General features: G+C 29.6%; 22 protein-coding genes, 1 pseudogene and 1 riboswitch. Of the genes and pseudogenes, 15 read left to right on the top strand and 8 right to left on the bottom strand.

What is annotated here, in order from left to right; all coding sequences use genetic code 11:
* Positions 1 to 96 precede the first annotated feature (96 nt).
* From CLJU_RS08985 to CLJU_RS09050, 14 genes are all read left to right on the top strand, one after another.
* Positions 97 to 576, top strand: coding sequence for a HEPN domain-containing protein (locus CLJU_RS08985; protein ID WP_013238484.1), 480 nt, complete (start codon positions 97 to 99; stop codon positions 574 to 576).
* A 73-nt stretch (positions 577 to 649) separates the two neighbouring features.
* A riboswitch (SAM riboswitch) is annotated at positions 650 to 754 on the top strand.
* 245 nt (positions 755 to 999) lie between these two features.
* Positions 1,000 to 1,815, top strand: a complete 816-nt coding sequence (locus CLJU_RS08990) for an ABC transporter permease (protein WP_013238485.1) — start codon at positions 1,000 to 1,002, stop codon at positions 1,813 to 1,815.
* Positions 1,816 to 1,837: 22 nt separating this feature from the next.
* Entirely contained in the window at positions 1,838 to 2,617 is a 780-nt protein-coding gene (locus CLJU_RS08995) for an ABC transporter ATP-binding protein (RefSeq protein WP_013238486.1), read from the top strand.
* Between the two features lie 36 nt (positions 2,618 to 2,653).
* Positions 2,654 to 3,673: an ABC transporter substrate-binding protein gene (locus CLJU_RS09000; RefSeq protein WP_013238487.1), complete on the top strand. Its 1,020-nt coding sequence runs from the start codon at positions 2,654 to 2,656 to the stop codon at positions 3,671 to 3,673.
* A gap of 27 nt (positions 3,674 to 3,700) precedes the next feature.
* The gene (locus CLJU_RS09005; RefSeq protein ID WP_013238488.1) at positions 3,701 to 5,164 is read left to right on the top strand and encodes an aryl-sulfate sulfotransferase; all 1,464 of its coding nucleotides are present in this window, start codon (positions 3,701 to 3,703) and stop codon (positions 5,162 to 5,164) included.
* Between the two features lie 222 nt (positions 5,165 to 5,386).
* Positions 5,387 to 6,301, top strand: coding sequence for an ABC transporter ATP-binding protein (locus tag CLJU_RS09010; RefSeq protein ID WP_013238489.1), 915 nt, complete (start codon positions 5,387 to 5,389; stop codon positions 6,299 to 6,301).
* A 16-nt stretch (positions 6,302 to 6,317) separates the two neighbouring features.
* Positions 6,318 to 7,322: an ABC transporter permease subunit gene (locus CLJU_RS09015; RefSeq protein ID WP_013238490.1), complete on the top strand. Its 1,005-nt coding sequence runs from the start codon at positions 6,318 to 6,320 to the stop codon at positions 7,320 to 7,322.
* A 21-nt stretch (positions 7,323 to 7,343) separates the two neighbouring features.
* A complete protein-coding gene (locus tag CLJU_RS09020) occupies positions 7,344 to 8,159 on the top strand; it encodes an SGNH/GDSL hydrolase family protein (protein WP_013238491.1) in 816 nt (271 codons plus the stop codon).
* A 141-nt stretch (positions 8,160 to 8,300) separates the two neighbouring features.
* Positions 8,301 to 8,777: a hypothetical protein gene (locus tag CLJU_RS22730; protein WP_013238492.1), complete on the top strand. Its 477-nt coding sequence runs from the start codon at positions 8,301 to 8,303 to the stop codon at positions 8,775 to 8,777.
* Between the two features lie 197 nt (positions 8,778 to 8,974).
* A complete protein-coding gene (locus CLJU_RS09030) occupies positions 8,975 to 9,202 on the top strand; it encodes a hypothetical protein (protein WP_013238493.1) in 228 nt (75 codons plus the stop codon).
* Entirely contained in the window at positions 9,199 to 9,816 is a 618-nt protein-coding gene (locus CLJU_RS09035) for a hypothetical protein (RefSeq protein WP_013238494.1), read from the top strand. Before CLJU_RS09030 ends, CLJU_RS09035 begins: the two co-directional genes overlap by 4 nt.
* A gap of 6 nt (positions 9,817 to 9,822) precedes the next feature.
* A complete protein-coding gene (locus CLJU_RS09040; protein ID WP_013238495.1) occupies positions 9,823 to 10,197 on the top strand; it encodes a hypothetical protein in 375 nt (124 codons plus the stop codon).
* 73 nt (positions 10,198 to 10,270) lie between these two features.
* Complete coding sequence (locus CLJU_RS09045; protein WP_013238496.1) at positions 10,271 to 12,721, top strand: glutathionylspermidine synthase family protein; 2,451 nt, start codon at positions 10,271 to 10,273, stop codon at positions 12,719 to 12,721.
* A gap of 2 nt (positions 12,722 to 12,723) precedes the next feature.
* Positions 12,724 to 13,284 (top strand): hypothetical protein, encoded by a 561-nt coding sequence (locus CLJU_RS09050; RefSeq protein WP_242825704.1) that lies wholly within the window; start codon positions 12,724 to 12,726, stop codon positions 13,282 to 13,284.
* A 52-nt stretch (positions 13,285 to 13,336) separates the two neighbouring features.
* Here the strand turns inward: CLJU_RS09050 and CLJU_RS09055 are convergent, their stop codons facing one another.
* The 6 genes from CLJU_RS09055 to CLJU_RS09080 form a co-directional block, all read right to left on the bottom strand.
* Positions 13,337 to 14,473 (bottom strand): Ger(x)C family spore germination protein, encoded by a 1,137-nt coding sequence (locus CLJU_RS09055; protein ID WP_242825705.1) that lies wholly within the window; start codon positions 14,471 to 14,473, stop codon positions 13,337 to 13,339.
* Entirely contained in the window at positions 14,451 to 15,545 is a 1,095-nt protein-coding gene (locus CLJU_RS09060) for a GerAB/ArcD/ProY family transporter (RefSeq protein ID WP_013238499.1), read from the bottom strand. The genes CLJU_RS09055 and CLJU_RS09060 overlap by 23 nt, the downstream gene beginning before the upstream one ends.
* A complete protein-coding gene (locus CLJU_RS09065) occupies positions 15,542 to 17,017 on the bottom strand; it encodes a spore germination protein (RefSeq protein WP_013238500.1) in 1,476 nt (491 codons plus the stop codon). The genes CLJU_RS09060 and CLJU_RS09065 overlap by 4 nt, the downstream gene beginning before the upstream one ends.
* 182 nt (positions 17,018 to 17,199) lie before the next feature.
* Positions 17,200 to 18,366, bottom strand: a complete 1,167-nt coding sequence (locus CLJU_RS09070; RefSeq protein ID WP_013238501.1) for an iron-containing alcohol dehydrogenase — start codon at positions 18,364 to 18,366, stop codon at positions 17,200 to 17,202.
* Positions 18,367 to 18,597: 231 nt separating this feature from the next.
* Positions 18,598 to 19,017 (bottom strand): hypothetical protein, encoded by a 420-nt coding sequence (locus CLJU_RS09075; protein ID WP_013238502.1) that lies wholly within the window; start codon positions 19,015 to 19,017, stop codon positions 18,598 to 18,600.
* Between the two features lie 4 nt (positions 19,018 to 19,021).
* Positions 19,022 to 19,222 (bottom strand): helix-turn-helix transcriptional regulator, encoded by a 201-nt coding sequence (locus CLJU_RS09080; protein ID WP_023163472.1) that lies wholly within the window; start codon positions 19,220 to 19,222, stop codon positions 19,022 to 19,024.
* Between the two features lie 296 nt (positions 19,223 to 19,518).
* Between CLJU_RS09080 and CLJU_RS09085 the strand changes: the two genes are divergently transcribed.
* Positions 19,519 to 20,667, top strand: coding sequence for a methyl-accepting chemotaxis protein (locus CLJU_RS09085; protein WP_013238504.1), 1,149 nt, complete (start codon positions 19,519 to 19,521; stop codon positions 20,665 to 20,667).
* 286 nt (positions 20,668 to 20,953) lie between these two features.
* Here CLJU_RS09085 and CLJU_RS09090 read toward each other — a convergent pair.
* Both CLJU_RS09090 and CLJU_RS09095 read right to left on the bottom strand, forming a co-directional pair.
* Positions 20,954 to 21,985, bottom strand: a pseudogene (locus CLJU_RS09090) (FAD-dependent oxidoreductase); the annotation flags it as partial.
* A 21-nt stretch (positions 21,986 to 22,006) separates the two neighbouring features.
* Positions 22,007 to 23,629 (bottom strand): recombinase family protein, encoded by a 1,623-nt coding sequence (locus tag CLJU_RS09095; protein WP_013238506.1) that lies wholly within the window; start codon positions 23,627 to 23,629, stop codon positions 22,007 to 22,009.
* Positions 23,630 to 23,695: the final 66 nt, after the last annotated feature.

Raw genomic sequence — 23,695 nt, forward strand, 5'->3', positions numbered from 1 at the left:
ACTTATTAAGTTTGCTTAAGAATTATTAAGTATTTATGTAAAGCAGATAAGATGATATAATTTTCGTAAAAATAAATATTTTATGGAGGAAAATATATGTATCTAGGAAATATTCGTCATAATATTGATGTTTCAAATGAATATTATATGCTAGCCAAAAAAGATGAGGAAGTTGGAAATATTTTAATGGAAAGATGCGAATATAGACATGCCATTTATTTTTTTATACAAGCAATGGAAAAATATATTCGTGCCAAAATCTTCAGATTAGTTGATCCAAAACTTGATTACTTTAGAAAGAGAAATCAAACTCATTCAATTGAAAGTGCTATTGAATTCTTAATAGATATTATAAGTCCTGATAAAAATATTCAACAACAAATAAAAGAACAATTGAATAAATATGTCCTTCAAGATATTAAATTTCAACAGTTGCATAATAATCTAAGATATCCTTATTATAGTTCAAAGTATAATTCTTATTCCATGGTTGATTTCCGTAGTCTTGATTGTAGTGGAATATATATAAAGTTACATGATTTAAAAGATTATTTACAAGAGTTAAACAGACTATAAAGTAAAAAATTTAAATTTCATGTTGACAAAGTATTTTAAAAGTTATATCATATGTATAAATTAATTGAATAACTTCTTATCGAGAGAGACGGAGGGACTGGCCCTATGATGTCCGGCAACCTGAATATTTTATATTCAATGGTGCTAATTCCAGCAGGGATAACCTGAAAGATGAGAAACATGAGAATGTAACTTCCTGTGGTTTCTCCATAGGAAGTTTTTTAATAGGTAAATTTAATATTTTAGTTGGCTGACTAGAAAAACTAGAGGTCAAGTTTCATTTGAACTGGAAAACACTTTTTCGTTTTTAGTGGATTTTCTAAGTTTGTTGAAGCTTGGCTTTTTTGTTATTACTTATTACCAAATTAGTAATAAGTATAGTTGAATTAATAACCATAAAGTTTAAATAAGGAGGATTTGAATATGGAAACTGATATTAATAGAGATGATACTAAAACAATCAAGTATAAAAAGAATGGACATACTAAATTGACAAAAGAAATTATTAATTATCTATTATTTCCTATTTTAATTTTAGTTACATGGGAATTGATTAGTAGATTACAAATAGTTTCATCTATATTACTTCCATCTATTGAAGATGTAATAAAATCATTTATTTCACAGATAAAAAGTGGACAATTAATAAATGATTTGGCTACAAGCTTGTTTAGAGTATTTAAAGGATATTTTATTGCAGTTACATTGGGTATAAGTATGGGAATAAGTATGGGAATTTCAGAGAAAACAAATAAATTTTTTACTATAGTTTTTAATGGAATAAGGCAAATACCACCATTGGCATGGATACCATTGTTTATACTTTGGTTTGGAATAGGTGAAACTTCAAAAGTTATTATGATAGCAATGGGAGCTTTTTTCTCTATATTACTAAATACTATAAATGGTATTCAAAATACCCCAAAGCAGTATCTTGAAGTAGCAAGATTATATAAGATAAAGAAAGTAGATTTGTTTAAAAAGGTATATCTTCCATCTGCGATTCCATCTATATTTGTTGGGTTGAGACTTGGAGCAGGAGCTTCATGGATGTCAGTAGTGGCAGCTGAGATGATAGCTTCAAGTTCAGGTATAGGTTATAGAATAAATGATGCAAGAAGCTTAATGCAGTCTGATGTTGTAATAGTTGGAATTATAGTAATAGGTGTAGTTGGAGTTTTGATGGATACTATTCTTAGAAAAATAGCACATTTTGCATCTAGATGGGAAAGACTCTAATAATTAATAGGAGGTGTACACTTTGGAAGAAAATGATAGAGATTTAATTATAAAAAATTTAGATAAGAGTTATACGGTTAATTATAAAGAAATAGAAATTCTTAAAAATATAAATATACATATTGGAAAAGGAGAATTTATAAGTATTGTTGGGCATAGTGGGTGTGGGAAGAGTACATTGCTTAAAATTATAGCAGGACTTGTTGAGCATAATATTGGGTCTGTAACTTTAAATGGCGGAGAAATAAGTGAACCTGGTACAAAAGTTGGAATGGTCTTTCAGGATCACAGGCTTCTGCCATGGCTTACGATTAAAGACAATATATCTTTTGGACTATATGATGTTTCTAATGATGAGAAAGAAAAGCTTGTGCTGGACCATATTGAACTAGTTGGATTAAAGGGATTTGAAAATGCATATCCTCATCAACTATCTGGAGGAATGGCACAGAGAGCCGCTATTGCAAGGGCGTTGGTTCATAAACCTGAAGTTTTACTTTTAGATGAACCCTTTGGTGCATTAGATGCACTTACAAGGATACAAATGCAAAGAGAAATCTTAAAGATTTGGGAAAAAGAAAAAACTACTATGATATTGGTTACTCACGACATTGATGAAGCTATATATTTAGGTGATAGGATTGTGATAATGTCTTCAAGACCTGGAAAAATAAAAAAAGTCTTACCTGTTGAAATTGCGAGACCTAGAGATAGAAATAGTCATAATTTTTCTGTACTTAGGAAACATGTATTTAGTGAATTTTTTGTAGAAAATAACGTTGTATCGGATTATGTAATTTAGTATAGTTAAAATTTATATAAATTGGAGGATAAATAAATGAAAAAAAAACTATTATCAGTAATTTTTGCAGGGATCTTTATATTTACACTTACAGCATGTTCTAAAGGTGGAGTCAGTTCAAGTAATTCAACAAATGATAGTGAAAAGAAAGTTGTTAGAATAGGATATCCTGGAAGTCAATATTCTTTAGGTGGAGCAGCTGCTATAGCACAGCAAAAAAAGTTTTTTAAGGAACAATTAAAAAAAATAGGTTATACAGTAGAATATAATCCTTTTTCAGGACAAGGCCCTGCAGTAAATGAAGCACTTACTAGTAATAAAATAGATATTGCAGTATATGCAGATTTTCCTGGAGTTGTGTTAAAGTCAAAAGGAGTGCAAACAGATTTAATTGGAATAAGTCAAAATAAAATTTATTCTACTATTGTTGTACAAAATAATTCTAAAATAAAGACAGTAGAAGATCTTAAAGGTAAAAAAATAGGATTTGCAAAGGGAACATATGCTCAGAAATTTTTATTAGAAATATTAAGTAAAAGTGGACTTTCAGATAAAGACGTACAGCTTGTAAATGTTACTACAGATGCAGAATCTTCACTTATTTCAGGAAATTTAGATGCACTTGTATTAACAGACGATTCAGCACTTCAATTAACTGCTGTTAAAAAAGTAGCAAGGAATATTGTAAGTTCAAGACAGTATCCAGAAATAAGTGCTCAGAGTATTGTAGTTGCTAGAGATAGTTATATTAAGCAAAATTCCAAAGTACCTGTTGCTATAGACAAAGCGTTGATTGAAGCAAGAAACTACTTTAAATCAAATCCAGAGGAGAGTTATAAATTGTTAACTAAAGCTGGCTTAAGTTTGGAGGCTGTAAAACAACAATACAGTGGTGAATCACCTAATTTTAATGTATTACAAACGGAGATAAATCAAGATACAATAAAAAGATTAGATGAAACGCAAAAGTTCTTGTTAGATCATAACTTAATAACAAACAAGTTTAATACTGCTAGTTGGGCAGATAAGTCATATTACCAAGAAGCTATAAAATAATTATAAATATGAATGGAGAGGATAATTATGGGATACCCAAGTGTTTATCCAACAGGAGTTACAATATACAATCCTGAAAAATGTTGGAATGGTTATACTATTTTTCAAGCAAAAGATATAGGAGCATTATTAATCGATATGAATGGCCAGGAGGTTCAACTTTGGAAAAATCTTCATGGATTTCCTAATAAAATACTACCAGGTGGATATGTTATAGGAAGTACAGGAGAAAGGGATTCAAGGTATGGATTTCAGGATATGACTGACCTTGTACAGGTGGATTGGAATGGAAACATAGTTTGGAAATTTAATAGGCATGAATATATAGAAGATCCCGGACAAAAGCCAAAGTGGATGGCAAGGCAGCATCATGATTATCAAAGAGAGGGAAATCCAGTAGGATACTATGTTCCTGGTATGAAACCAAAAGTTGATAAAGGGAATACTCTCATTTTATGTCATGAAAATATAAAAAATGATAGAATATCTGATAAAATATTACTGGATGACAAAATTATTGAAGTTAACTGGGATGGAAATATAATATGGAAGTGGAATGCCAGTGATCATTTTGATGAATTTGGCTTTGATGAAGCAGCTAAAAATATATTATATCGTAATCCAAACCTGAGGACAGCAGGCGGCGGCATAGGAGATTGGCTTCACATAAATTCTATATCGTTAATAGGACCTAACAAATGGTTTGATGGTGGAGATGAAAGATTTAATTCAGATAATATTATTTTAGACAGCAGAGAAGCCAATATTTTAGCTATTATAGATAAGAAAACAGGAAAAATTGTCTGGAAGATAGGACCTCGTTATGATACAAGTGAGGAGCTCATTAATCTAGGTTGGATAATAGGACAACATAATGTACATATGATACCTAGGGGCCTTCCAGGAGAAGGAAATATACTTGTATTTGATAATGGTGGATGGGGAGGTTATGGTATTCCAAATCCAGGTTCTGTAAGTGGAAATAGGAATGCTTTAAGAGATTATTCCAGAGTTATCGAATTTGATCCCATAACTTTGAAAATAATATGGCAGTATACTCCAGAAGAAGCTGGTTTTATAAATCCACTGGACGCTGCAAGATTTTATAGCCCATTTATAAGTAATGCTCAACGTTTGCCAAATGGAAATACACTTATAACAGAAGGTTCAGATGGACGTAGTATAGAAGTTACAGAGGATCATGAAATAGTATGGGAATATATAAGCCCATATGATGGAAAAAGTTCTACTAAGATGAATATGGTCTATAGATCATATAGAGTACCCTATAGTTGGATACCTCAACTTGATAAACCTTTAGAGAAACCGATAGAAAAGCTTGATAAAAATCAATTTAGGGTACCAGGGGCTGCCGGTCCAGGACGCAAAAAAGAAACGATTGTAGATCAAACTGAAGAATATGAAGGAAGTGATTCGAACTTTTGTGTTATAACTTACGATGAATTGAAAAAAGAAAATAAGCTAGATTAAAATATAATGTTTAATATTATCTAAAATTTTTATAAGGAATTGCCGAGCACAGTAAAAGTTCAGCAATTCCTTTTTATTATATGTTCTAAATGTATATTTGTTTTTTAAGCAGCTTATTAAAATTAATAAAATATTAAATTCCATCAATTGATATTGATATATACTATAAATTTACTCATAATAAAGTATATATCATACAATTCCTAAAAAGAAGGTATAAAGATGAGAGATGAAGTATTGTTACTGGATAATGTTACAAAAACAATAAAGGGCAGGCAGATAATTAAAGGAATAAGTTTTTCAATGAAGCAAGGAGAAGTAATGGGATTTTTAGGCCCTAATGGAGCAGGAAAATCAACGACACTTCGTATGATTGTAGGACTTTCAAAGCCTACTTCCGGGAAAATAGATATATGTAGATACTCTATAACTAAAAATTATGTAAAAGCTATGTCAAATGTGGGTTGTATCATAGAAGGACCTGATTTATATAACTATATTAGTGGAATAGATAATTTAAAGATGTTGGCATCCATGAGTAGAGATGTTACAGAAAAGGATATAATAAATGTAGTAGATTTGGTAGGCTTGAAAAATAGAATTAAAGACAAGGTAAGTACCTATTCTCTTGGAATGAAACAGAGGCTTGGAATTGCACAGGCTTTAATGCATAATCCCAAACTTCTCATTTTAGATGAACCAACTAATGGACTTGATCCATCTGGAATAAGTGAACTTAGAAACTTAGTAAAGCTATTGGCAAGTGAAAAAAATATTTCCGTACTTGTATCAAGTCATATTATTTCTGAAATTGAACTTATGTGTGACAAAGTAACCATAATTAAAAACGGGCAAACAGTTTTGGAAAGTGCAGATGTAGATAAATTATTAAGTAATCAAGGGGTATTCTGGGTTTTAAGTGACAATGAAAAGGGAAGAAAAATTTTAGAAAAAAATTGGAAGGTTAAAGGCAATGTGGTTGAAGAAAGGCTTGAAGCAAATGTCTCGTTAGAAAAACTTCAAGAGATAAATTCCTGCTTTGTAGAACGAGGACTTATGATAAAGTATGTTGACAACAAAAACAAGACACTAGAGGATTTGTTTTTGAATCTGACAGAGGGAAATCAAATTATTTAATTGGGGGGCATAAAATTTGATAAGATTAATTGAAAATGAAGTACTTAAGATGCTTTCAAAGAAGAAATTAGTTCTTATTTCTGTAATTTTACTTGTACTTGTATCCCTTTTTTGTTATGGAGAAAATGCATCATATAAACATACGATAATGAGATTTTCAGGTACACCGGGACAAACTCAAAATTATAATTGGAAGTCAATAGTGAATCAGCAGATATTATATTTGAAAAATACTATGAATAGCCAATATATAAAAGAGGACAGAAAAAATTCAATAAACATTCAGATTGAACAGCTGCAGTATTATATAAATCACAACATAAATCCAATAACTCCAACTAGTGCAAAATTTACTATTGATTTTATGGATGAGGCAATCTATTTGTTTTTACCGCTGCTCATAATTATATTAGCAGGAGATGCTGTTTCTGGAGAATTTTCCTCCAAAACAATAAAGGTATTGTTAACTAGGGCTGTTCCAAGGTGGAAGATATTACTTAGCAAGTACATTGGGGTTTTGATTTTATCATGTATAGTAATTTTAGAGTCAGCACTTATGTGTGTAATAATATCAAGCTTTGCATTTCACAGCGGTGGATGGAATGAACCTATGGCAACGGGATTTAAAGTTATAGGAAATAAGCTGGATTCCTCAAATGTAATAAGAATTTACCAATGGCAGTATGCTATCTTAGTATATTCACTTGGATGGTTTGTTTCTGTAAATATTGCAACTTTATCTTTTATGGTTTCTGTAATAGTGAGAAATACTGTCACATCTGTGGGTATAATGCTGGCAACTTTAATAGGAGGGGGATTCCTCCAGATGTTTTTGCAGGATTGGCCGATGATTAAATATTTCTTTGCTGTAAATTTGGATTTAACACAATATTTAACGGCATCTTATCAACCTGTTTCTGGAATGAGCCTTTCTTTTTCTGCATCAGTGCTGTGTTTATGGTCGATTGCAGCTTTAGTTATAAGTTTCAGCGTATTTCAAAGACAAGATGTGTTGGTTTAGAGGCAGAGGGGGAAAAGTGTAATGAATAAAAAATCAAGATTTACAATTTTATCTATTGCTGCATGTATATTTACAATAGTATTTGCAGCAGGATTTGCATATTCTATTAGTATTACTAATGCATCGGGCATCACCAGTAGTAAAGTTACAAATAAGGGAAGTGAGAATAAGGCTGTGGATACTAAAATAAAGAAATTAAACAGTAATTCCTATAATATTTTAGTTATGGGTGATTCACTGGCAAGAGGAACCGGGGATGAAACTAATAGTGGATTTGCAAATGATTTTTCTAAACTTTGGAAAAGTAAAACTAAAAAATCTATAGACGTTACCAACATTGCTGTTAATGGTGATGTATCTTCTGGACTTTTAAATATAGTAAAAAGTAAACAGACCTTACAGTATGTACAGGATTCAAATATGATTTTTATTTCTATTGGTGGAAATGAAATAAAAAATTTTAAAAATTCAAGTACAGTTCCCTCTGCTGTTCAGACAGATAGTTTGAAGACAGTTGAAAATAAATACATGAAAAATCTATCAGATGTTTTTAAATTAATAAGAAGTAGAAATCAAAATAGTATAATTGTGTTTATTGGATTGTATAATCCTTTTGGAAGCGAGTTAACTGAAGATAAATTGGAACTTTTAAATGAGTGGAACTATAAAACAGACCAACTTGTATCGTCAGATGATAATGCCATATATATTCCTACATATGACCTTTTTAAATATAATTCAGGAAATTATTTTGCTGCAGATAATTTTCATCCTAATTCTATAGGTTATGAGGCCATTTCAAAAAGAATGTTTGAAGCATTGAAAAATTATAAATAGTTATAAATTGTTAACAATATTGCCACCTAAATGAAACAATTATTTAGTAACATAAGTCAATGAAATAATATGTTACTAAATAATTAAATAACGGTAAATTTATAATATAACCGTTAAAGACAGAAGTGGAGATAAATTATTATGAAAGTTAAAGATAAAACTGGATTAAAGAAATCAAACAAGATTTATGTTTCAAAAATTTTGAATGCTGCTGCTTTAGTTGTGGCAGTTCTTGGAATTGCATCATTAGCTAATAACATTTATTTGTTTAGGCAAGCTACTAATCAATATGTGGCTCAAGGATATTCTGCTGCTACTGTTGCTAAACAGCTGCTTTCATCACAATTGCTTCCAGGGATATTTGAACCAATTGCACTATATGGAGGTATTTCAATTGTTTTATTAGCTATTAATATGATAAATAAAAAAGTTTCAAAATGCTTAGAATTATTAACTCCAGCTGAAGTTTGTCAGGAAAATATAAGTGATGACATTAATGCTGCTAGTAATGATGTTGAATCTGGTGACCATAGTATTCATACTGATGATAAGGAAAGCAGTGATAATGAAAAAAAACATAATCAATTACAAGGTTCAGAAAAACCTAGTAAAGCTTGATTAAAATAAATTTGATATATGATTTATGCCCTATAAAGTAGACTTTTAAAGGTTTGCTTATAGGGTATATTTGTTTATGCTAATTAAAATATAGTAAATGAAACAAATTTGTATATTTTAAAAAAGTAGTTAACATTATAGGAAAATAATAATATAATTGTATCATTAAGTTATAAATAAAATAGGAGGATACATAAATGGTTGGGTTACAAAAATATTTGGGAGCTAAGGTTAATATATATATCTATGCTAGTATAGAATCTTATAATAATGAACAGGAAGATACGTCATTAAAGGATGTAACTGTTATGGGAGTAACAGATGATTTTATAGAAATAGAAGACGAAAGAGGACTTTCTCATTGTATAAATTTAAAAAAATGTTTTTCTGTTGTAGTTGAAAGGGAAGGGAGCCTTGGGTATTGATAGATGAAGCTATTAAGGAATATTATTACAACATATATAAAAATTTTTATTTAAATGCAGGAGAAATGTCCTGCTTTATAAAATCTCTTGTTTTTACATCTGTTGTAAATTTAGAGAATGTAGATATTGAAAGTAACATACAATTAGATATGACTAAAATTAAATCTGTTGGAAATGAAGAAAGTTTAGTTATACTGGATATACCAGGAGGCAGGGGACTTGAATACGGCTATAAGTATAGAGATAAATATACTATAGTACCAGATTTTAATATGGTGTGCCACGATTTTGGAGTAGTTAAAAGCAAGCCTATATTAAAAAAGCTTGCTTTATTTTCAAGCACACGTTTAAAAAATTATGATAAATACATGATTATACTTGATAATAATCGATATGTGGATATTGAAATAAACAGTGTAAATCAATATAATAATCAATATGAAATAACAGAAGAGGATTTGCCGGAAGTTGAAATGTTGAATTTTTTAAAAATCCATAACGTACTATATGTATGCGATGAAAATATAAAAGAAGATGTAAAGGAGTATTTGAATTACTTAAAGGCTAACAATATTGGAATTAATGTGAGTAAGTTAAAGGAAAAGAGGAATTGAAGTTAGATGAATAAGAAAAAAGCAGCATTAGGATTAATTATATCAGCTTTGGTTGGAAGCTCAATATATACATACAATCAAAATTATATAACTGAGCAGGATCAGGAGAATGCAGCACAGCAGCAGTCTGGCTGCACTTCACCTTTTGTATACTATCCTAATAGTTTTTTTAAAGGATATAAGGTATCAAATGGAGGTAAATCAAATGTGGATTTTTATGGGTGGCACAGTTGGACAAATTCTACCAGTGGAGTGGTAAGTCCATATACAAGCTCTAATATAAGCAGCATTAAAACTAGCAATGGAGGAGTTACATCTTCTTCAGATCATATAAGTACTTCTGGTTATAGTGGTGTACATGCTGGTAGTGTGGCTGGATAGACTATATACTGTAGTAAAAATTGGCTAAAAACAGGACAGCAAGTATGAGACTTATAATAAGGAGTTTAGTAGGATGAAATATAACAATGTGGTAGATGAATTACTTTTTGAATATTACTCAATACACTGCAGAAGAAAAGGAGATGTCTATTCTCCATATCCTTTTTATTTAACAGAAATTGAATACAATAAAATAAAGAATTACACTAATGTAATTAATAGACTGTCTTTAGATGTGTTAAATAACTTCAAAATTAAATACAATGATTATGGCAGCATGATTCCTGATTTCCCTCTTAAAGATGAAATAATGCATTTGAATAGAGAAATTCCAGATATTTTTTGGACAAGATATGATTGCTTTCTCCAGTATGATGGCAAAATATTTTTTAGTGAAGGCAACTATGACAAGCCCTGTGCCCAAAGGGAGCTCGCAGTAGGTGAATACTTTAATTGCAATAATAATGTAAATAGAGGCTTTTCTGAAAATTTTAGAGAAAAATTTAATTCAATAATTCAAAAGTATTATGGCAGCAAAAAAATCAATGTATTAGTTCTGGCGGATCCATGTCATTATGAAGAAGTCCATTTATCAATGCTCTATAGAAAATGGCTTGAAGATGATAGGATAAATGTAATTTTTGGCGGAAGTAATAATATATACATTAAAGATGAAGAAGTATATTGTTTTAATAGGCACATAGATGTTATTTTGAGGCAATTTCCATGTGAAAATTTATATGAGGTTAATGACATTAAACTTCTTTTAAATTTATATGAAAAAAATAAGGTGCTTATATTAAATGATCCTAGAGTAATAATTCTTCAAAGTAAAAGTATATTTGCCTATTTTCACAAATTATTGAGAGAAAATAGGTTAGATGAAGGTACTGCAAGTGTCGTAAGAGAATGTATCCCATATACAGAGTTATTAAGTGATACGAATTTTGATGAGGCTAGATATAATAAGGATAAATATGTAATAAAGCCTATACTTGGACGTTATAGCGAAGATGTATTTATAGGAAAGCTGTATTCAAAAGAAGAATGGAAAAGTATTTTAGATGACATTAAAGAGTATAGGAATTATTACGTTCTTCAAGAGTTTAAGGAAATAAGAAAAGACAATATAGTTGAATTAAGAAGGGGATATCCTCATACTGTTGATGCTTTTTGCAATTTGGGAGTTTATCTCACATGTAATGAAATAAGGGGAATATGCTCCAGATGGAACTATGACTATCTTACAAATAATGAAACTACATTTATAACTCCAATAGGAATAAGAAATCCTAAACTAAATCTAAAATATAATAAAAATATAAAAGATAGACATGATGAATTTAAAAAGGTAAATTTAGATCTCGTAAAATTAGGATTTACAGGTGCTTATAATAATGCAAGGGAGTACATATCTTTAGATGAAGTCATCTTAAGTAGTGATAAATTTGAAGAGTTAAAAAATGCTTCCTGCGAAGTCTTGGACATATTTAGGAAGGTTTCTGAATTTGTATATAAAAATAAGGGATGGTTTGATGAAATTTTAGGAACATCAAATGTAAGTGAAAATATATATTCATCAAAAGATTTTAAGTACTTGAGTATTTTGGGAAGAATGGACTGGGCTCTGGATACGGATAACAATTTGAAACTTATGGAGCTAAATAATGAAACTCCTGCTGGATTATATGAAAGTACTATTGTAAATGACTATCTTGTAAATAGATATAAACGTAATGTACAAAATCCAAATAATAATTTCAAAAACATTTTAAGTGAAAATATTGAAGAATATATAATAAAATATTCCCCAAAGACTATAGGAATATTTAGTACATGTTATTATGAAGATTACTATAATATAAATATTGTATATAACATAATAAAAAAAATAAGTGACAAATATGGAATTAGAGTGATAAGAGGTAATGTGTATAATCTAAGAGTCGAAAATGGTAAGTTGTATTATTTTGATGACAGGATTGATATGATTTATAGGTATTTTCCACTAAATTGGTTTGAAAAATTCAATATGCAGGATGTTGGAAAGTGGATAAATAATAGAAATTGTATAAATCAACCTGTAACTATGATAGGGCAAAGTAAGTCCATTTTTGCTGTGGTATATGAAATGCTTGGAACAGATTTTTTTACACAGCGTGAAAAAGGTATAATACTAAAATATATTCCCTATACTGATTTTAGTAATAAATCTATGAAAACCATAGATTATATCTGTAAACCCATATTAGAAAGGGAAGGAGAGGGGATATACACTAGGGGACAGCTATCTTGTCAGGATATAAACAATCTGGATAACTATATTTTTCAAGAGAGAATTAATATAAAAACTTTAAACTATATATGTAGATCAACATTTGGTGAAGAAAGAAAAAATTTATTTCCTATACTTGGATGTTTTTATAGCAAAAGTGAATTTATTGGAATGTACTGCAGGCTAGGAGATTTAATTACTAGAGAAAACTGCATATATATGCCTATATATATTGATGGAGTGGTATGAAGATGAATAAGAAAAAAAAGAATAAGAAAAGAATAAATAGCGAAAATAAAAATAGAAAATATATAGATGAAGAAAGTAAAAATAAAAAATGTAGAAAAAAAAGAGTTATAATTTATATTTCTCTCATAATGTTAGTTCTTTTTATCGTTATACATGTGAAAAATTATGAAAAACTTGTAAGTAAATCTTATGTTGGAACTTATCAGCTGCATGAAGTTGATGGATATTATCTGGGTAAAGGAACTAATGATGATGACAAGATGGAATATGTATTTCAAGTAGAACCTATAGATGAATCTAAAACCTTATCTGACAATGTAGATGTTACAGAAGGAGTAACTATAAAGGAAAGTTATACTGAGGGAGAAAAAGAATCAATATTAAAAATTGCAAATAAATCAATTGCAAAAAAATCCATGGATGTCTTTAAGAATAACTTAGGAAAAAATGATACGGTTTCTGTTTTTGCGGCTTCATATAAAAACTGGAGTGGTAAAGTCAATACAAAGTATGAATATGAAATTTTGATTAACAAAAGTGATATAAAGGATTTTGATGATTAAAAAGGAGTAAAATGTGCTCCTTTTTAAATATTCAACATAAAGTGTATAGAGCTTAATATTCTCCTCTTCCTTGGGTATCCACTTTAACTTTTACATTAACCTGTATATCAGACTTGCTTATTACTTCATTCCAATCTGTGCCTGTTTCCCTGCCGTATTTAGCAGCAGCAACTCTTCCAAGATCCAAAATATCAACTTTATATTTGTTTTTTATTTGGCTTATGGTTCTGTTGCACATTTCTACTACTAATTTTTCAGTATTTTGTTCAAATTCTTGTATATCTTTTGGGCTTTTGTACATATTTTTATATAATTCATTACTTATTATATCACCTTTTAAATCCAAATTTATTATAAATTTGTAATTGCCATTTTCCCTATAGCATTTGACTTTTCTCTTAGATGTTGCGTAAAAGTCTATATATTTTTTTGAATTTTGTTGTAATGTTAAAATACCTTTTACATTATTTTCTTTTAGAAGATTTATGATTTTAGCTTCTTTAACATTTGTTTTTGCAATCATTTTATCTTTGTTAAATATAGCAACACCTGTAGTTTTAATTAGGGTACCTTCTCCACCATTTTCATCACCTGCAATTTCTACATAGGGGAGCAATGTATTTCTACCTTCTGCATCTATCCTTACCATAATATCCATTATAGTATATTGTGAAGGAAAAAAATTAAATTGATTTAAATTCTTTACCATTTCATAAATATATTCCGCAGAACTAGCATAACCTTTTACATTATAGTTAAATATATCTTCAACTTTCCCTTTACATACTACAGAAAATGCTCTGTCATTTGTATTTGCATTATTAAGAATAATATCTATAAAATTTTTTATGCCATTTTTAGAAGCTTCTTCACTGAAAATATATATTCTATTAATACCTAGTAAAAATTTTTTACTGGATTTTAGTTGTCTATTTTCTCTAGTTTTTCCTACAGTTGAGCCCTCTCCTGTAAGTACATTGCTTACTACTTTATTACCAGATTCAAATGAGTGCATAAGAATTGGTACAATATAAGTAGTATATGAAGAAGTTTTTTTTATATCACATCCAACTCCCACAGGTATTTGTAGGTTTTCAACAAGTTCTCCTTTTGTGCCCATAAAGGATATTACAAAAATTAATATGATTAAAATCAGTATAAAAAATTTATTTTTTTTCAAAACTACCACCTTTTTTAAAAGTTATTAAAATTACTATTAGTGAAATATAAATTAAGTTGTATATCAAATAAAATGACATTACCATGTCTGTATAATTTCTTCTTTTAGTAGGAGGTCCATATAAGCTTGATAAAAATAAAACTATAGGGTATAAAATTAAGGTAAATGTTTGGGGGGATATTTCATTTATAAGTCTATTCATGCCATAGCAAGATGAAAAATAATAAATAGATATACACCTCAATACTACCAATGCCCATAATGATACAAATATGTACCTAAAACTATTGATAATAGGTATATTTATACTATCAGCTAATGTTAATATTGGCCATAAATACTTAGGTGAAATTTCAATACCCAAATAATATATAGCTAAAAAAACAAACCACGTATAAACAGACATAGTAATTACAGTGCTTATTAATCCATATTTTAGTAACTTTTTCTTATTTTCAAGGAAGGGGTAAATAAAAAAAGTAATTTCAGCACCGCAATAAAAAAAAGTTGTTTCTTTTGAAGATATTAATATATTTTTAAAACCTGAACCCAATACAGGCATTAAATTCAAATAACTTCCGTATTTTAAAGTTGCAACGGGTAGCAAAAGTAGTATTAGGGTTAAATAAAAGGTTATTTTACATAATCTGCCTAAGGGTTTTATACCTTTATAAGCTGTGTAGGCTGTAACAGTTAATATGGATAAAAATATTTGGTAATTTTTTAAAAATGGTGTGGCATATACTTTAAATGCATTAGCTAGGCCGGCAAGTTCTGTAGAGGTTACAAATATAAAAAATGTTATAAATATAAAATTCAAAATACTACCTAAGATTTTACCAAGAGATTTTTTACTGAGGCCGAATACGTCATCATTTGGAAATTTATTACAGGTATAATTTGATAATATTAGTATATATAGGGGATATACTGCACCTATTATGCAACCTATCCATCCGTCTTGTCTGGCATCTTTTATAACAGAGTTAGGTAAATACAAAATTCCAATACCAATAAAAGATGAAAGTAAAAAAAGTGTAAATTCACTTGATGTTATAAATGTATTTTGAGTTTTATTCATTTATTTTTCCCCCTAAAATGCTGCCTTATAGGATTTATATTAGGTATAATTTTAGGTCGTTTAATCATATCTTTAATGGGTGCTCTTATAAAAGTATCTTTCATATCACTTTTATTGAATTCAAAATAAGGTACTCCAAAGTTTTCAAGGGAGCAGAGATAGGATAATATAAAAAACCATCCTATAATTATCCCAAGTACACCAAGCCAATTTGAAAGTATAAGCATGGGATACGCAAGAAACCTTATTGCAATAGACATTTGATAATTTGATATTACAAAAGAGGAAACAGTAGAAATACCAGCAACAAATAGTGTAGTGGAACTTACTATTTTAGCTTTAATAGCAGCGTCTCCGATAATAATACCACCAACTACACTAAGAGTTTGGCCAATTTTACCAGGAAGTCTTAGACCACCTTCTCTTAAAAACTCTATAGTTAAATTCATAGCTAAAAGTGACATAAAAGGGGTTAGAGCTATTCCCTTTCTAGATTCCACAAGTGACTCTATAAACTCAACAGGTATGAGTTCGGCGTTGAATTTAATAAAAGTTATATAAATTGCTGGAAAAGTTATTACTATGAAAGCAGCTATAAATCTTATTATTCTTATAAAAAATGCTTGAATCGTTCTTCCATAATAATCTTCAGGTGTTTGAAAAAATTCTATAAATGTAGTTGGATAAGTTGTAACGTAGGGGGTTCCTTCTAATAAGAAGGCTATCCTGCCTTCCATCAGTGCAGCTTCTATTATATCTGGTCTTTCAGATCCTATAGTTTGGGGAAAAACGCTGTAGGTATGTTCTTCTATGAGCTGTTCAATTGTACTATTTGCGGCTACAAAATCCTTATCTATTTGACTTATTTTCTCCTCTATACTGCTTAAAAAGTCTTTGTCAACTATGTCTTCAATGTACATAATAACAAAATTACTTTGGCTTCTTCTCCCTAATTTAAATTTATGTAAAGTTAGCTTTTTATCTTTTATTCTTCTTCGTAGTATGCTTATATTTGTTTCAATATTTTCTACAAATCCTTCTCTTGGGCCTCTTAATGACACGTCGCTAACTGGTTCGGAAATTTGCCTGTAAGTACCACCTGAAGTATCTATTACAATAAAATTTGAAATACCATTAAGTACTATTACAGTTTTACCACTATTTATACTATCTGGGATTGTATTTATATCAGTTTCTATACTTGTATTACTTGCAGCAATATACTTTTTGCATAAATAGTCATCCACATTTTTAATAGTTGATATATCTTCATGTACGTGAAGCATTAGAGGATTTAGTATATCTCTATCTATAATATTCTTATCTGTTTGAGCATTCAAATATATAACAGCAGCTATTAAACTATTTTTATCTCCAATAAATATATATTTTATTACTAATTCGGATTTGTTACCAACCAAATTTTTTATATTATCAATGTTAGAATCAATTGCGGTTTCTGTGTTTTGCATGTTTATTCACCTCCCCATTAATAATATAGTTAGTATGCTCTTTTTTTTTATATTTATCCCATGATTACTCGGGAGGATACCCCTATGAATAATTTAATTAATAGTTAAGAATGAAAAGTTAATAGTTATTGTACAAAAAACCAGAAGCTTTTAAACTTCTGGTTTTTATAGAATAAAATAGATTAAAAATCAACCTTTTTACCATAATAGATGTATTCTAATAACTTTTTCATTTCAGTATCATTTATACTTCTAGGATTTGATCCAGTGCAGGCATCTAATACGGCATTGTGAGCTATAAAATCTTCACTATCTTTAAATTCTTTTTCATCTACTCCGTAATCTTTTAATGTTAAAGGAATATCCATACTCTTATTCATATCTTTAATCATGTTGGTTAATGAATCTACTAATTCATCATCAGTATTTCCTGGAAGTTTAAGACTCCTAGCTATTTCAGCATATCTTGGTGCACAAGCTTTTTTATTGAAATCTATAACATAAGGAAGATATATTGCATTGGCACATCCATGAGGGATATGGAATACTGCACCTGTTTTATGTGCTAAACTGTGAGTTATTCCAAGAAGTGCATTTGAAAATGCCATTCCAGCTAAACATTGAGCTAAATGCATTTGGTTTCTAGCTTCTTTATCTTCATTGTAAGATTTAATTAAATACTGATTTACCATAACTATAGCTTGAATAGCAAGAGGATCTGAGAAAACTGAATGAAGTCCTGCAACATATGCTTCAATAGCATGGGTAAGTGCATCCATTCCAGTATGTGCAGTTAATTTAGGTGGCATTGTTTGAGCTAATGCTGGATCAATTATAGCTATATCTGGTGTTAAATTGAAGTCAGCTAAAGGATATTTAATTTTAGCTTTATAGTCTGTTATTACAGAAAATGCCGTTACTTCTGTTGCAGTACCACTTGTAGAAGGTATAGCTATAAATGTTGCTTTTTGTCTTAATTTAGGAAGACCAAAAGGAACCACAGCCTCTTTAAAAGTAAACTCAGGGTATTCATAGAATATCCACATAGCTTTTGCTGCGTCAATTGGTGAACCTCCACCTATTGATACTATTAAATCTGGTTCATATTCTCTCATTAGTTTAGCGCCATTCATAACAGTTTCTACAGATGGATCTGGTTCAACTCCTTCTATTAATTTTGATTCAATACCTGCTTCTTTTAAGTAGTTTACTACCTTATCAAGGAATCCAAATCGTTTCATGGATCCACCACCTACGACAATAACAGCTTTTTTTCCATCTAGGTCTTTCAAGGTTTCTAATGAATTTTCTCCAAAATAAATGTCTCTTGGTAAAGTAAATCTTGCCATTTTTATCCTCCTTGTAAATACATAAAGTATTTTTTAAAAAGATTGTTAAAATATTATCTAACTGATTATACTATACTTATATGGATTATGCAAATCAGTTTTGGTAATATTTTGTTATGTTTTAGAACGTATATCTTTGTAAATATTAAACTATTGATAAGTATATTTCTATTATGTGAAGTAGAAAATAAAAATATACCGTATTATGAAGTAAAACGGTATATCTTTAGATTAGTATTTTTTCATATAGTAGTTGGAAAAGATGAGATTCAATATAACTTTTAAAAGCACAATAGCTGAAAGTGTAATACAAATTGTTCTAAATCCTAAAAGTCCAGTTACAATAATAACTGCTGATTCAAGGTAAATCATTATAGTGTAAACAAAAGATTTTGTCTTTGCTTTTATGAATTGTGTACGCTCTTCTGTTTGTGCCATTTCAATTTTTGCTGCTTTTTTAGGATCCTTTAACAACTTTAGGCTGGTGGCAATGCCAATAACTCCAGCGATTGTAAAAGAGATGCCAATTCCTGAAAGTATATCTTTACTGTGATTGTTTGCAAAATCTCCAAATATAAAAAATAACAGTGCAATAATACCGAAAATAGTTTGAAATATAAAATATATAAGATTTCTTTTAGCATGATACATAAAACTATTCCTCCTCTTCAAAAATAAATACTTGTTCAATCGTCATGTTAAATATCTTTGCTATCTTATAAGCAAGAAAAATGGATGGATTATATTTACCATTTTCCAGTGATATTATTGTTTGTCTTGTTACATTGCAGAAATCTGCTAATTCTTCTTGTGTGATTTTTCTTTCTTTCCGAAGTTCCCTAATTTTATTTTTCATATTTTGAAGATTCATCTCCTAAATGTATAGTACACTTTACAATTATAGTATAGTACACTTTACATTTGGTATCAAGCTAATTTTACAATTATGTATATGTTTATGAAGTTTTTAACTAAAAAATAAACTTATGAGTAGAAATATTTAACTGTATAATACATATAAGTAACTTTGTATTAAATTTAGGATGGAGTTAGGCAAAATTTTATACAAATTGGACAAGTATCGAATAAAGTATATAAAAATGTAATATTATGATATATAATGATATTAAATTTTGAAAAGGAGAATGTAATATGATTTCTATAAATGGAGTAAAATATGTAAAAGATATGTGCCAAACGCAAGCAGATATGATACCAGGTGGTGTTATATATTTAACCAGTGATGGAACTACTTATACTTGGAGAAAAGCGTCTAAGGAATTTGATTTAAATATATTTCAAGTTGGTGAAAAGTTGAATTCAAATAGTATAACTGGTAAAGCTATGAGTCAAAATAAAATGATTATAGAAAATGTCCCACGTTCTTTATATGGAATGAGACTGAAGATTGTGTCGGAACCAATAGTGAATGATGAAGGACAAACTGTAGGAGTGTTTTCTACTGTATTTCCAGTGCAGCATCCATTAATGAAGGCATTTGATGATTTTGCACCAATATTATCTGAAATGTTTTCTGATGGTGCTATTATTTTTACTACAGACTTAAATAAATTTATAAGCATACAAGATTCAAAAGATTTTAAGCTGTCTCAATTAAAGGTTGGAGATAATTTTAAGAAAGATACTACAGTTGCTGAAGCTGTGAAAACTAGAAAACCAGTGTCTGTAGAGCATGATGATTCAATGTATGGTGTACCAGTTTTATCAGTTTGCTATCCTTTATTTAGTGATGATACAGGTGAATTAATTGGAACTTTTGGTCTTATGATTCCTAAAGTTGAAGCAAATAATTTGAAAGAAATGTCCAGGAGTTTAGAAGATAGTCTTGCCCAAATAACTTCTACTATTGAAGAATTAGCAGCATCGGCATCTACTATACATGAAAATGAGCAGAATCTTAATAATAGTATTAATGAAATAACAGATTTATCACAAGAAATAAATGGTGTAGCTTCACTTATAAAGGGCATAGCAGATCAAACTAAGATGCTTGGATTAAATGCCTCAATTGAAGCAGCTAGGGCCGGAGATGCTGGAAAAGGTTTTGGAGTAGTTGCTCAGGAAATTAGAAAATTATCGGAACAGTCAAGAAGCACAGTGCCTAAAATTGCAAAGTTAACGGATAATATTAAGGAAAAGGTTGAGTCTTCTAGCAAGATGAGTCAAGATTCATTAACGTCAAGTCAAGAACAGGCAGCTGCTGCACAGGAAATCACAGCTAGTATAGAAGAAGTTACTTCTATGTCAGAAAAATTAAATGAAATTTCACTTAAACTATAATATAGAATTTTAAATAAAAGTATTGATATTAAAGGGTGGACAGTAGTTTTTACTATAGCCCTTTTTATTATCTTGTCATTGAATATAATTTTAAGACGATCTAAAGATGTAATGGATACATTTTTAAATATAATATTTTATGTTTGAAAAATATTTGTATGCTTATAAAAAAATAAACTTATGCGTAGAAATGTTTTACAATAAACAAGTATATTTAACCGTACTTGTGGTTGTAAAGTATTTGAAGCATAAGTTTATTTTTTGTTCAGAAGCCTACTTAGAGCTATTAAACTAATTTTTTATTAAATATATTTGAAAGACCAGTATTTTTAATTCTATTTTGTATTTCTTCTCTGTCTATGGAATATAGACCTTTTTCTTTCATTCTGTTAAAAAATTCTGCACCAGCAAAAGTATATCTATTTTTTCTTCCTTCTTTAGTGTGTATTTTGGAAGTTGCATAGCTTATGATATCTCCAATAGCTGTATTAGTTGGAAGTGTTAGAGTAGGAATATTGAGTGCACATTTTACGGCATTATGACCGGCAAGAGATCCTGTACATATAGCTTCTGTGTGACCTACAAAGAGACCACTTTTTTCTCCACCGCAAAATAAGTTATCTATGCCATTTACTTTTAAGTCCACAGAAACGGGTGCGATGGAAAGATATCTTATGGAATTTCCCTTACCTCCAGAATACGGATCTATGAATTTGACATTTTCTAGACCTTGTATTTTACGCAACTTTTCTAAAGGATAATAAGATGTCATTAACTTTACATGGCCTGTATCTAAAAGTATTACATTTTGTGCAAATTCTTTTAAAGCATACTGCTGGCATACTTTAGCCTTTAACTTATCCATATTTACATCTTCTTCTGGAACTTTAAGTACTACTGCACCTTTTTCTTCAATTTCATGTAAGAGATTTTTATCTATAGTATCTTTAGCAAGTTTACAGGAACCGCTGAAAGCTCCGTAAGTTCCATCTAATCTCTCGCCGTGAAGATCTTCTACTCCAGCACATTTGCTTATGCTTATTCTAGGTCCGAAGGAAGGACATCTAAGTATGCACATGGAACAGCCGTTACCATATTTTATACAGTTTCCCATAGGACCTGTGGAACCTGTAGTCTCAACAAAGGCATCTGCTTCTTCATAATCTCCATTTGAGGTATATATGCCTTTTATTTTAGTCCCTTCCATTTTTACATCCACTACTCTTGATATTAGCTTTAGTTTTATGCCTTTACTTAAAATATATTTTCTAACAGCTGGTTCGATTTTATTTACATCATAGAGCCAAGCATGAACATGATTTATGGTATTGCAGCAGATTTAGGGAATACTAGGATGAAACTTGTGTACTTTTTCACTTCCCCATAAGTAAACATCAATATCACCTGTATTACCATTCCAGTAGATTTTGTCAATTATGTTTTCTAAGATATGCCTTTTGATTGACACATTTTTTATTAGGGCAAAGGATGAATTGAAATTTTCTAAGGCTTTTTCTATTATATCTAGATCTACATTTTCTTCTTCAATATTTTTAGACTTGTCTAATTTCAAATTTAAATCCTTTATTGTTTTTGCTAAGTTTTCTATTTTATTTAGGATAAATTCAGAAGCAGGGGAGTCATCTGCATTTATATTTGATAATTGTTGCAACAATGTGTTCATTTGGGTACTTTTATCTTCAATTTCTCTTTTTAGCATTTCAACAAAATTATTTTTAATAGAAGAAGTTGATTCATTTTTACGATATTGTAGTTCTTTTAAAAGCTTATTTATATTTAGTTTTTTAATATTTTCAGCAATAGCTTTTTCAATTTTTGGACCGTTGGCATTAGGGTTAACACATCTGGTTTTTCCAGAATGGGCTTTCATTGTACACACATAATAGTAAGTTCTTTTATTTTCACTTTTTTTAGATCTTCCATAAGAGACACGCATGGGTGAACCGCACAAAGCACATTTTAATATTCCAGATAATAAAGATTTTTTAGATGTTCCCTGTCTTGGACTAGATTTCCTTTTATTTTTATCTAATTGAAATTGCACTTCTAGCCAGGTAGTACTTTCAATAATTCCTTTATGCTTGGCAACAGCAGCAATCCACTCACTTGTACTTCTAGTTATATATTTTGAATTGCGTTTATTATATGTAATGATTCCATTGCCATTAGGTATGCCGCAGGTAGTTATACCTAAGTCTTTTAAATATTTAAAAACTAAATCGTTTGACTTTACATAAACAGGATTTCTAAGAGTATCATTTATTGACATAGATGAGAAGTCTCCACCATTTTTGCCTTTTATGTTATTAGTAAGTAGATATTTAAGAACTAGGGATATAGAACCAAATTCCATGTATTTACCATATATCAATTTAACTTTATCCAATTCCTTTTGTATAGGAGAAAGTTTATGCATAAATTTTTGTTTCATTTCAGAGTTATAATAAGTTACTTTCTTAGAGTTGAAACCAAGGGGAGTTTGACCTCCCAGCCAGCGTCCGGATTTTGCAAGTTCTAACATATTATCTCGAACACGTTCTGCAATAGTTTCGCGCTCTAACTGTGCAAATACAGAAGCTATATATACCATGGCTTTACCCATAGGGGTACTTGTATCAAATTGTTCTTTTACACTTACAAAAGATATATTATGTTTCTGTAATAATTCTAATGTAGTAGAAAAATCAGCAACATTTCTACTAATCCTGTCTAACCTGTAGCATATTAAAAAATTAAATTTTTCTTTTCTAGCATCTTTTAAAAGTTCTTGAAATCTAGGTCTATTTGTATTGCCGCCAGAAAAACCTTCATCTTCATATATTATAAAACTGCTTATTTTCAAATTATTCTTTGCATATTCTTTACATATTTGTACCTGACTTTCTATAGACTCACCTTTGCATGTAAACTTGGATTTTCTGCTGTATACAGCTGCTATCATTTTTTAAAATCACATCCTCAAAAATTAATATAGTCCTATATTAAATTACATGGCCTTAATTAACTT

It is taken from the genome of Clostridium ljungdahlii DSM 13528, assembly GCF_000143685.1.
GTDB lineage: Bacteria > Bacillota > Clostridia > Clostridiales > Clostridiaceae > Clostridium_B > Clostridium_B ljungdahlii.

Bases quoted from the DNA above. Each gene is read 5' to 3' on its own strand.
- CLJU_RS22730 (WP_013238492.1), top strand. From the start codon at position 8,301: ATGAAAGTTAAAGATAAAACTGGATTAAAGAAATCAAACAAGATTTAT.
- CLJU_RS09095 (WP_013238506.1), bottom strand. From the start codon at position 23,629: ATGATAGCAGCTGTATACAGCAGAAAATCCAAGTTTACATGCAAAGGT.
- CLJU_RS09085 (WP_013238504.1), top strand. From the start codon at position 19,519: ATGATTTCTATAAATGGAGTAAAATATGTAAAAGATATGTGCCAAACG.
- CLJU_RS09070 (WP_013238501.1), bottom strand. From the start codon at position 18,366: ATGGCAAGATTTACTTTACCAAGAGACATTTATTTTGGAGAAAATTCA.
- CLJU_RS09040 (WP_013238495.1), top strand. From the start codon at position 9,823: ATGAATAAGAAAAAAGCAGCATTAGGATTAATTATATCAGCTTTGGTT.
- CLJU_RS09050 (WP_242825704.1), top strand. From the start codon at position 12,724: ATGAATAAGAAAAAAAAGAATAAGAAAAGAATAAATAGCGAAAATAAA.
- CLJU_RS09020 (WP_013238491.1), top strand. From the start codon at position 7,344: ATGAATAAAAAATCAAGATTTACAATTTTATCTATTGCTGCATGTATA.
- CLJU_RS09075 (WP_013238502.1), bottom strand. From the start codon at position 19,017: ATGTATCATGCTAAAAGAAATCTTATATATTTTATATTTCAAACTATT.
- CLJU_RS09000 (WP_013238487.1), top strand. From the start codon at position 2,654: ATGAAAAAAAAACTATTATCAGTAATTTTTGCAGGGATCTTTATATTT.
- CLJU_RS09060 (WP_013238499.1), bottom strand. From the start codon at position 15,545: ATGAATAAAACTCAAAATACATTTATAACATCAAGTGAATTTACACTT.
- CLJU_RS08990 (WP_013238485.1), top strand. From the start codon at position 1,000: ATGGAAACTGATATTAATAGAGATGATACTAAAACAATCAAGTATAAA.
- CLJU_RS09045 (WP_013238496.1), top strand. From the start codon at position 10,271: ATGAAATATAACAATGTGGTAGATGAATTACTTTTTGAATATTACTCA.
- CLJU_RS09010 (WP_013238489.1), top strand. From the start codon at position 5,387: ATGAGAGATGAAGTATTGTTACTGGATAATGTTACAAAAACAATAAAG.
- CLJU_RS09065 (WP_013238500.1), bottom strand. From the start codon at position 17,017: ATGCAAAACACAGAAACCGCAATTGATTCTAACATTGATAATATAAAA.
- CLJU_RS09080 (WP_023163472.1), bottom strand. From the start codon at position 19,222: ATGAAAAATAAAATTAGGGAACTTCGGAAAGAAAGAAAAATCACACAA.
- CLJU_RS09030 (WP_013238493.1), top strand. From the start codon at position 8,975: ATGGTTGGGTTACAAAAATATTTGGGAGCTAAGGTTAATATATATATC.
- CLJU_RS08985 (WP_013238484.1), top strand. From the start codon at position 97: ATGTATCTAGGAAATATTCGTCATAATATTGATGTTTCAAATGAATAT.
- CLJU_RS09005 (WP_013238488.1), top strand. From the start codon at position 3,701: ATGGGATACCCAAGTGTTTATCCAACAGGAGTTACAATATACAATCCT.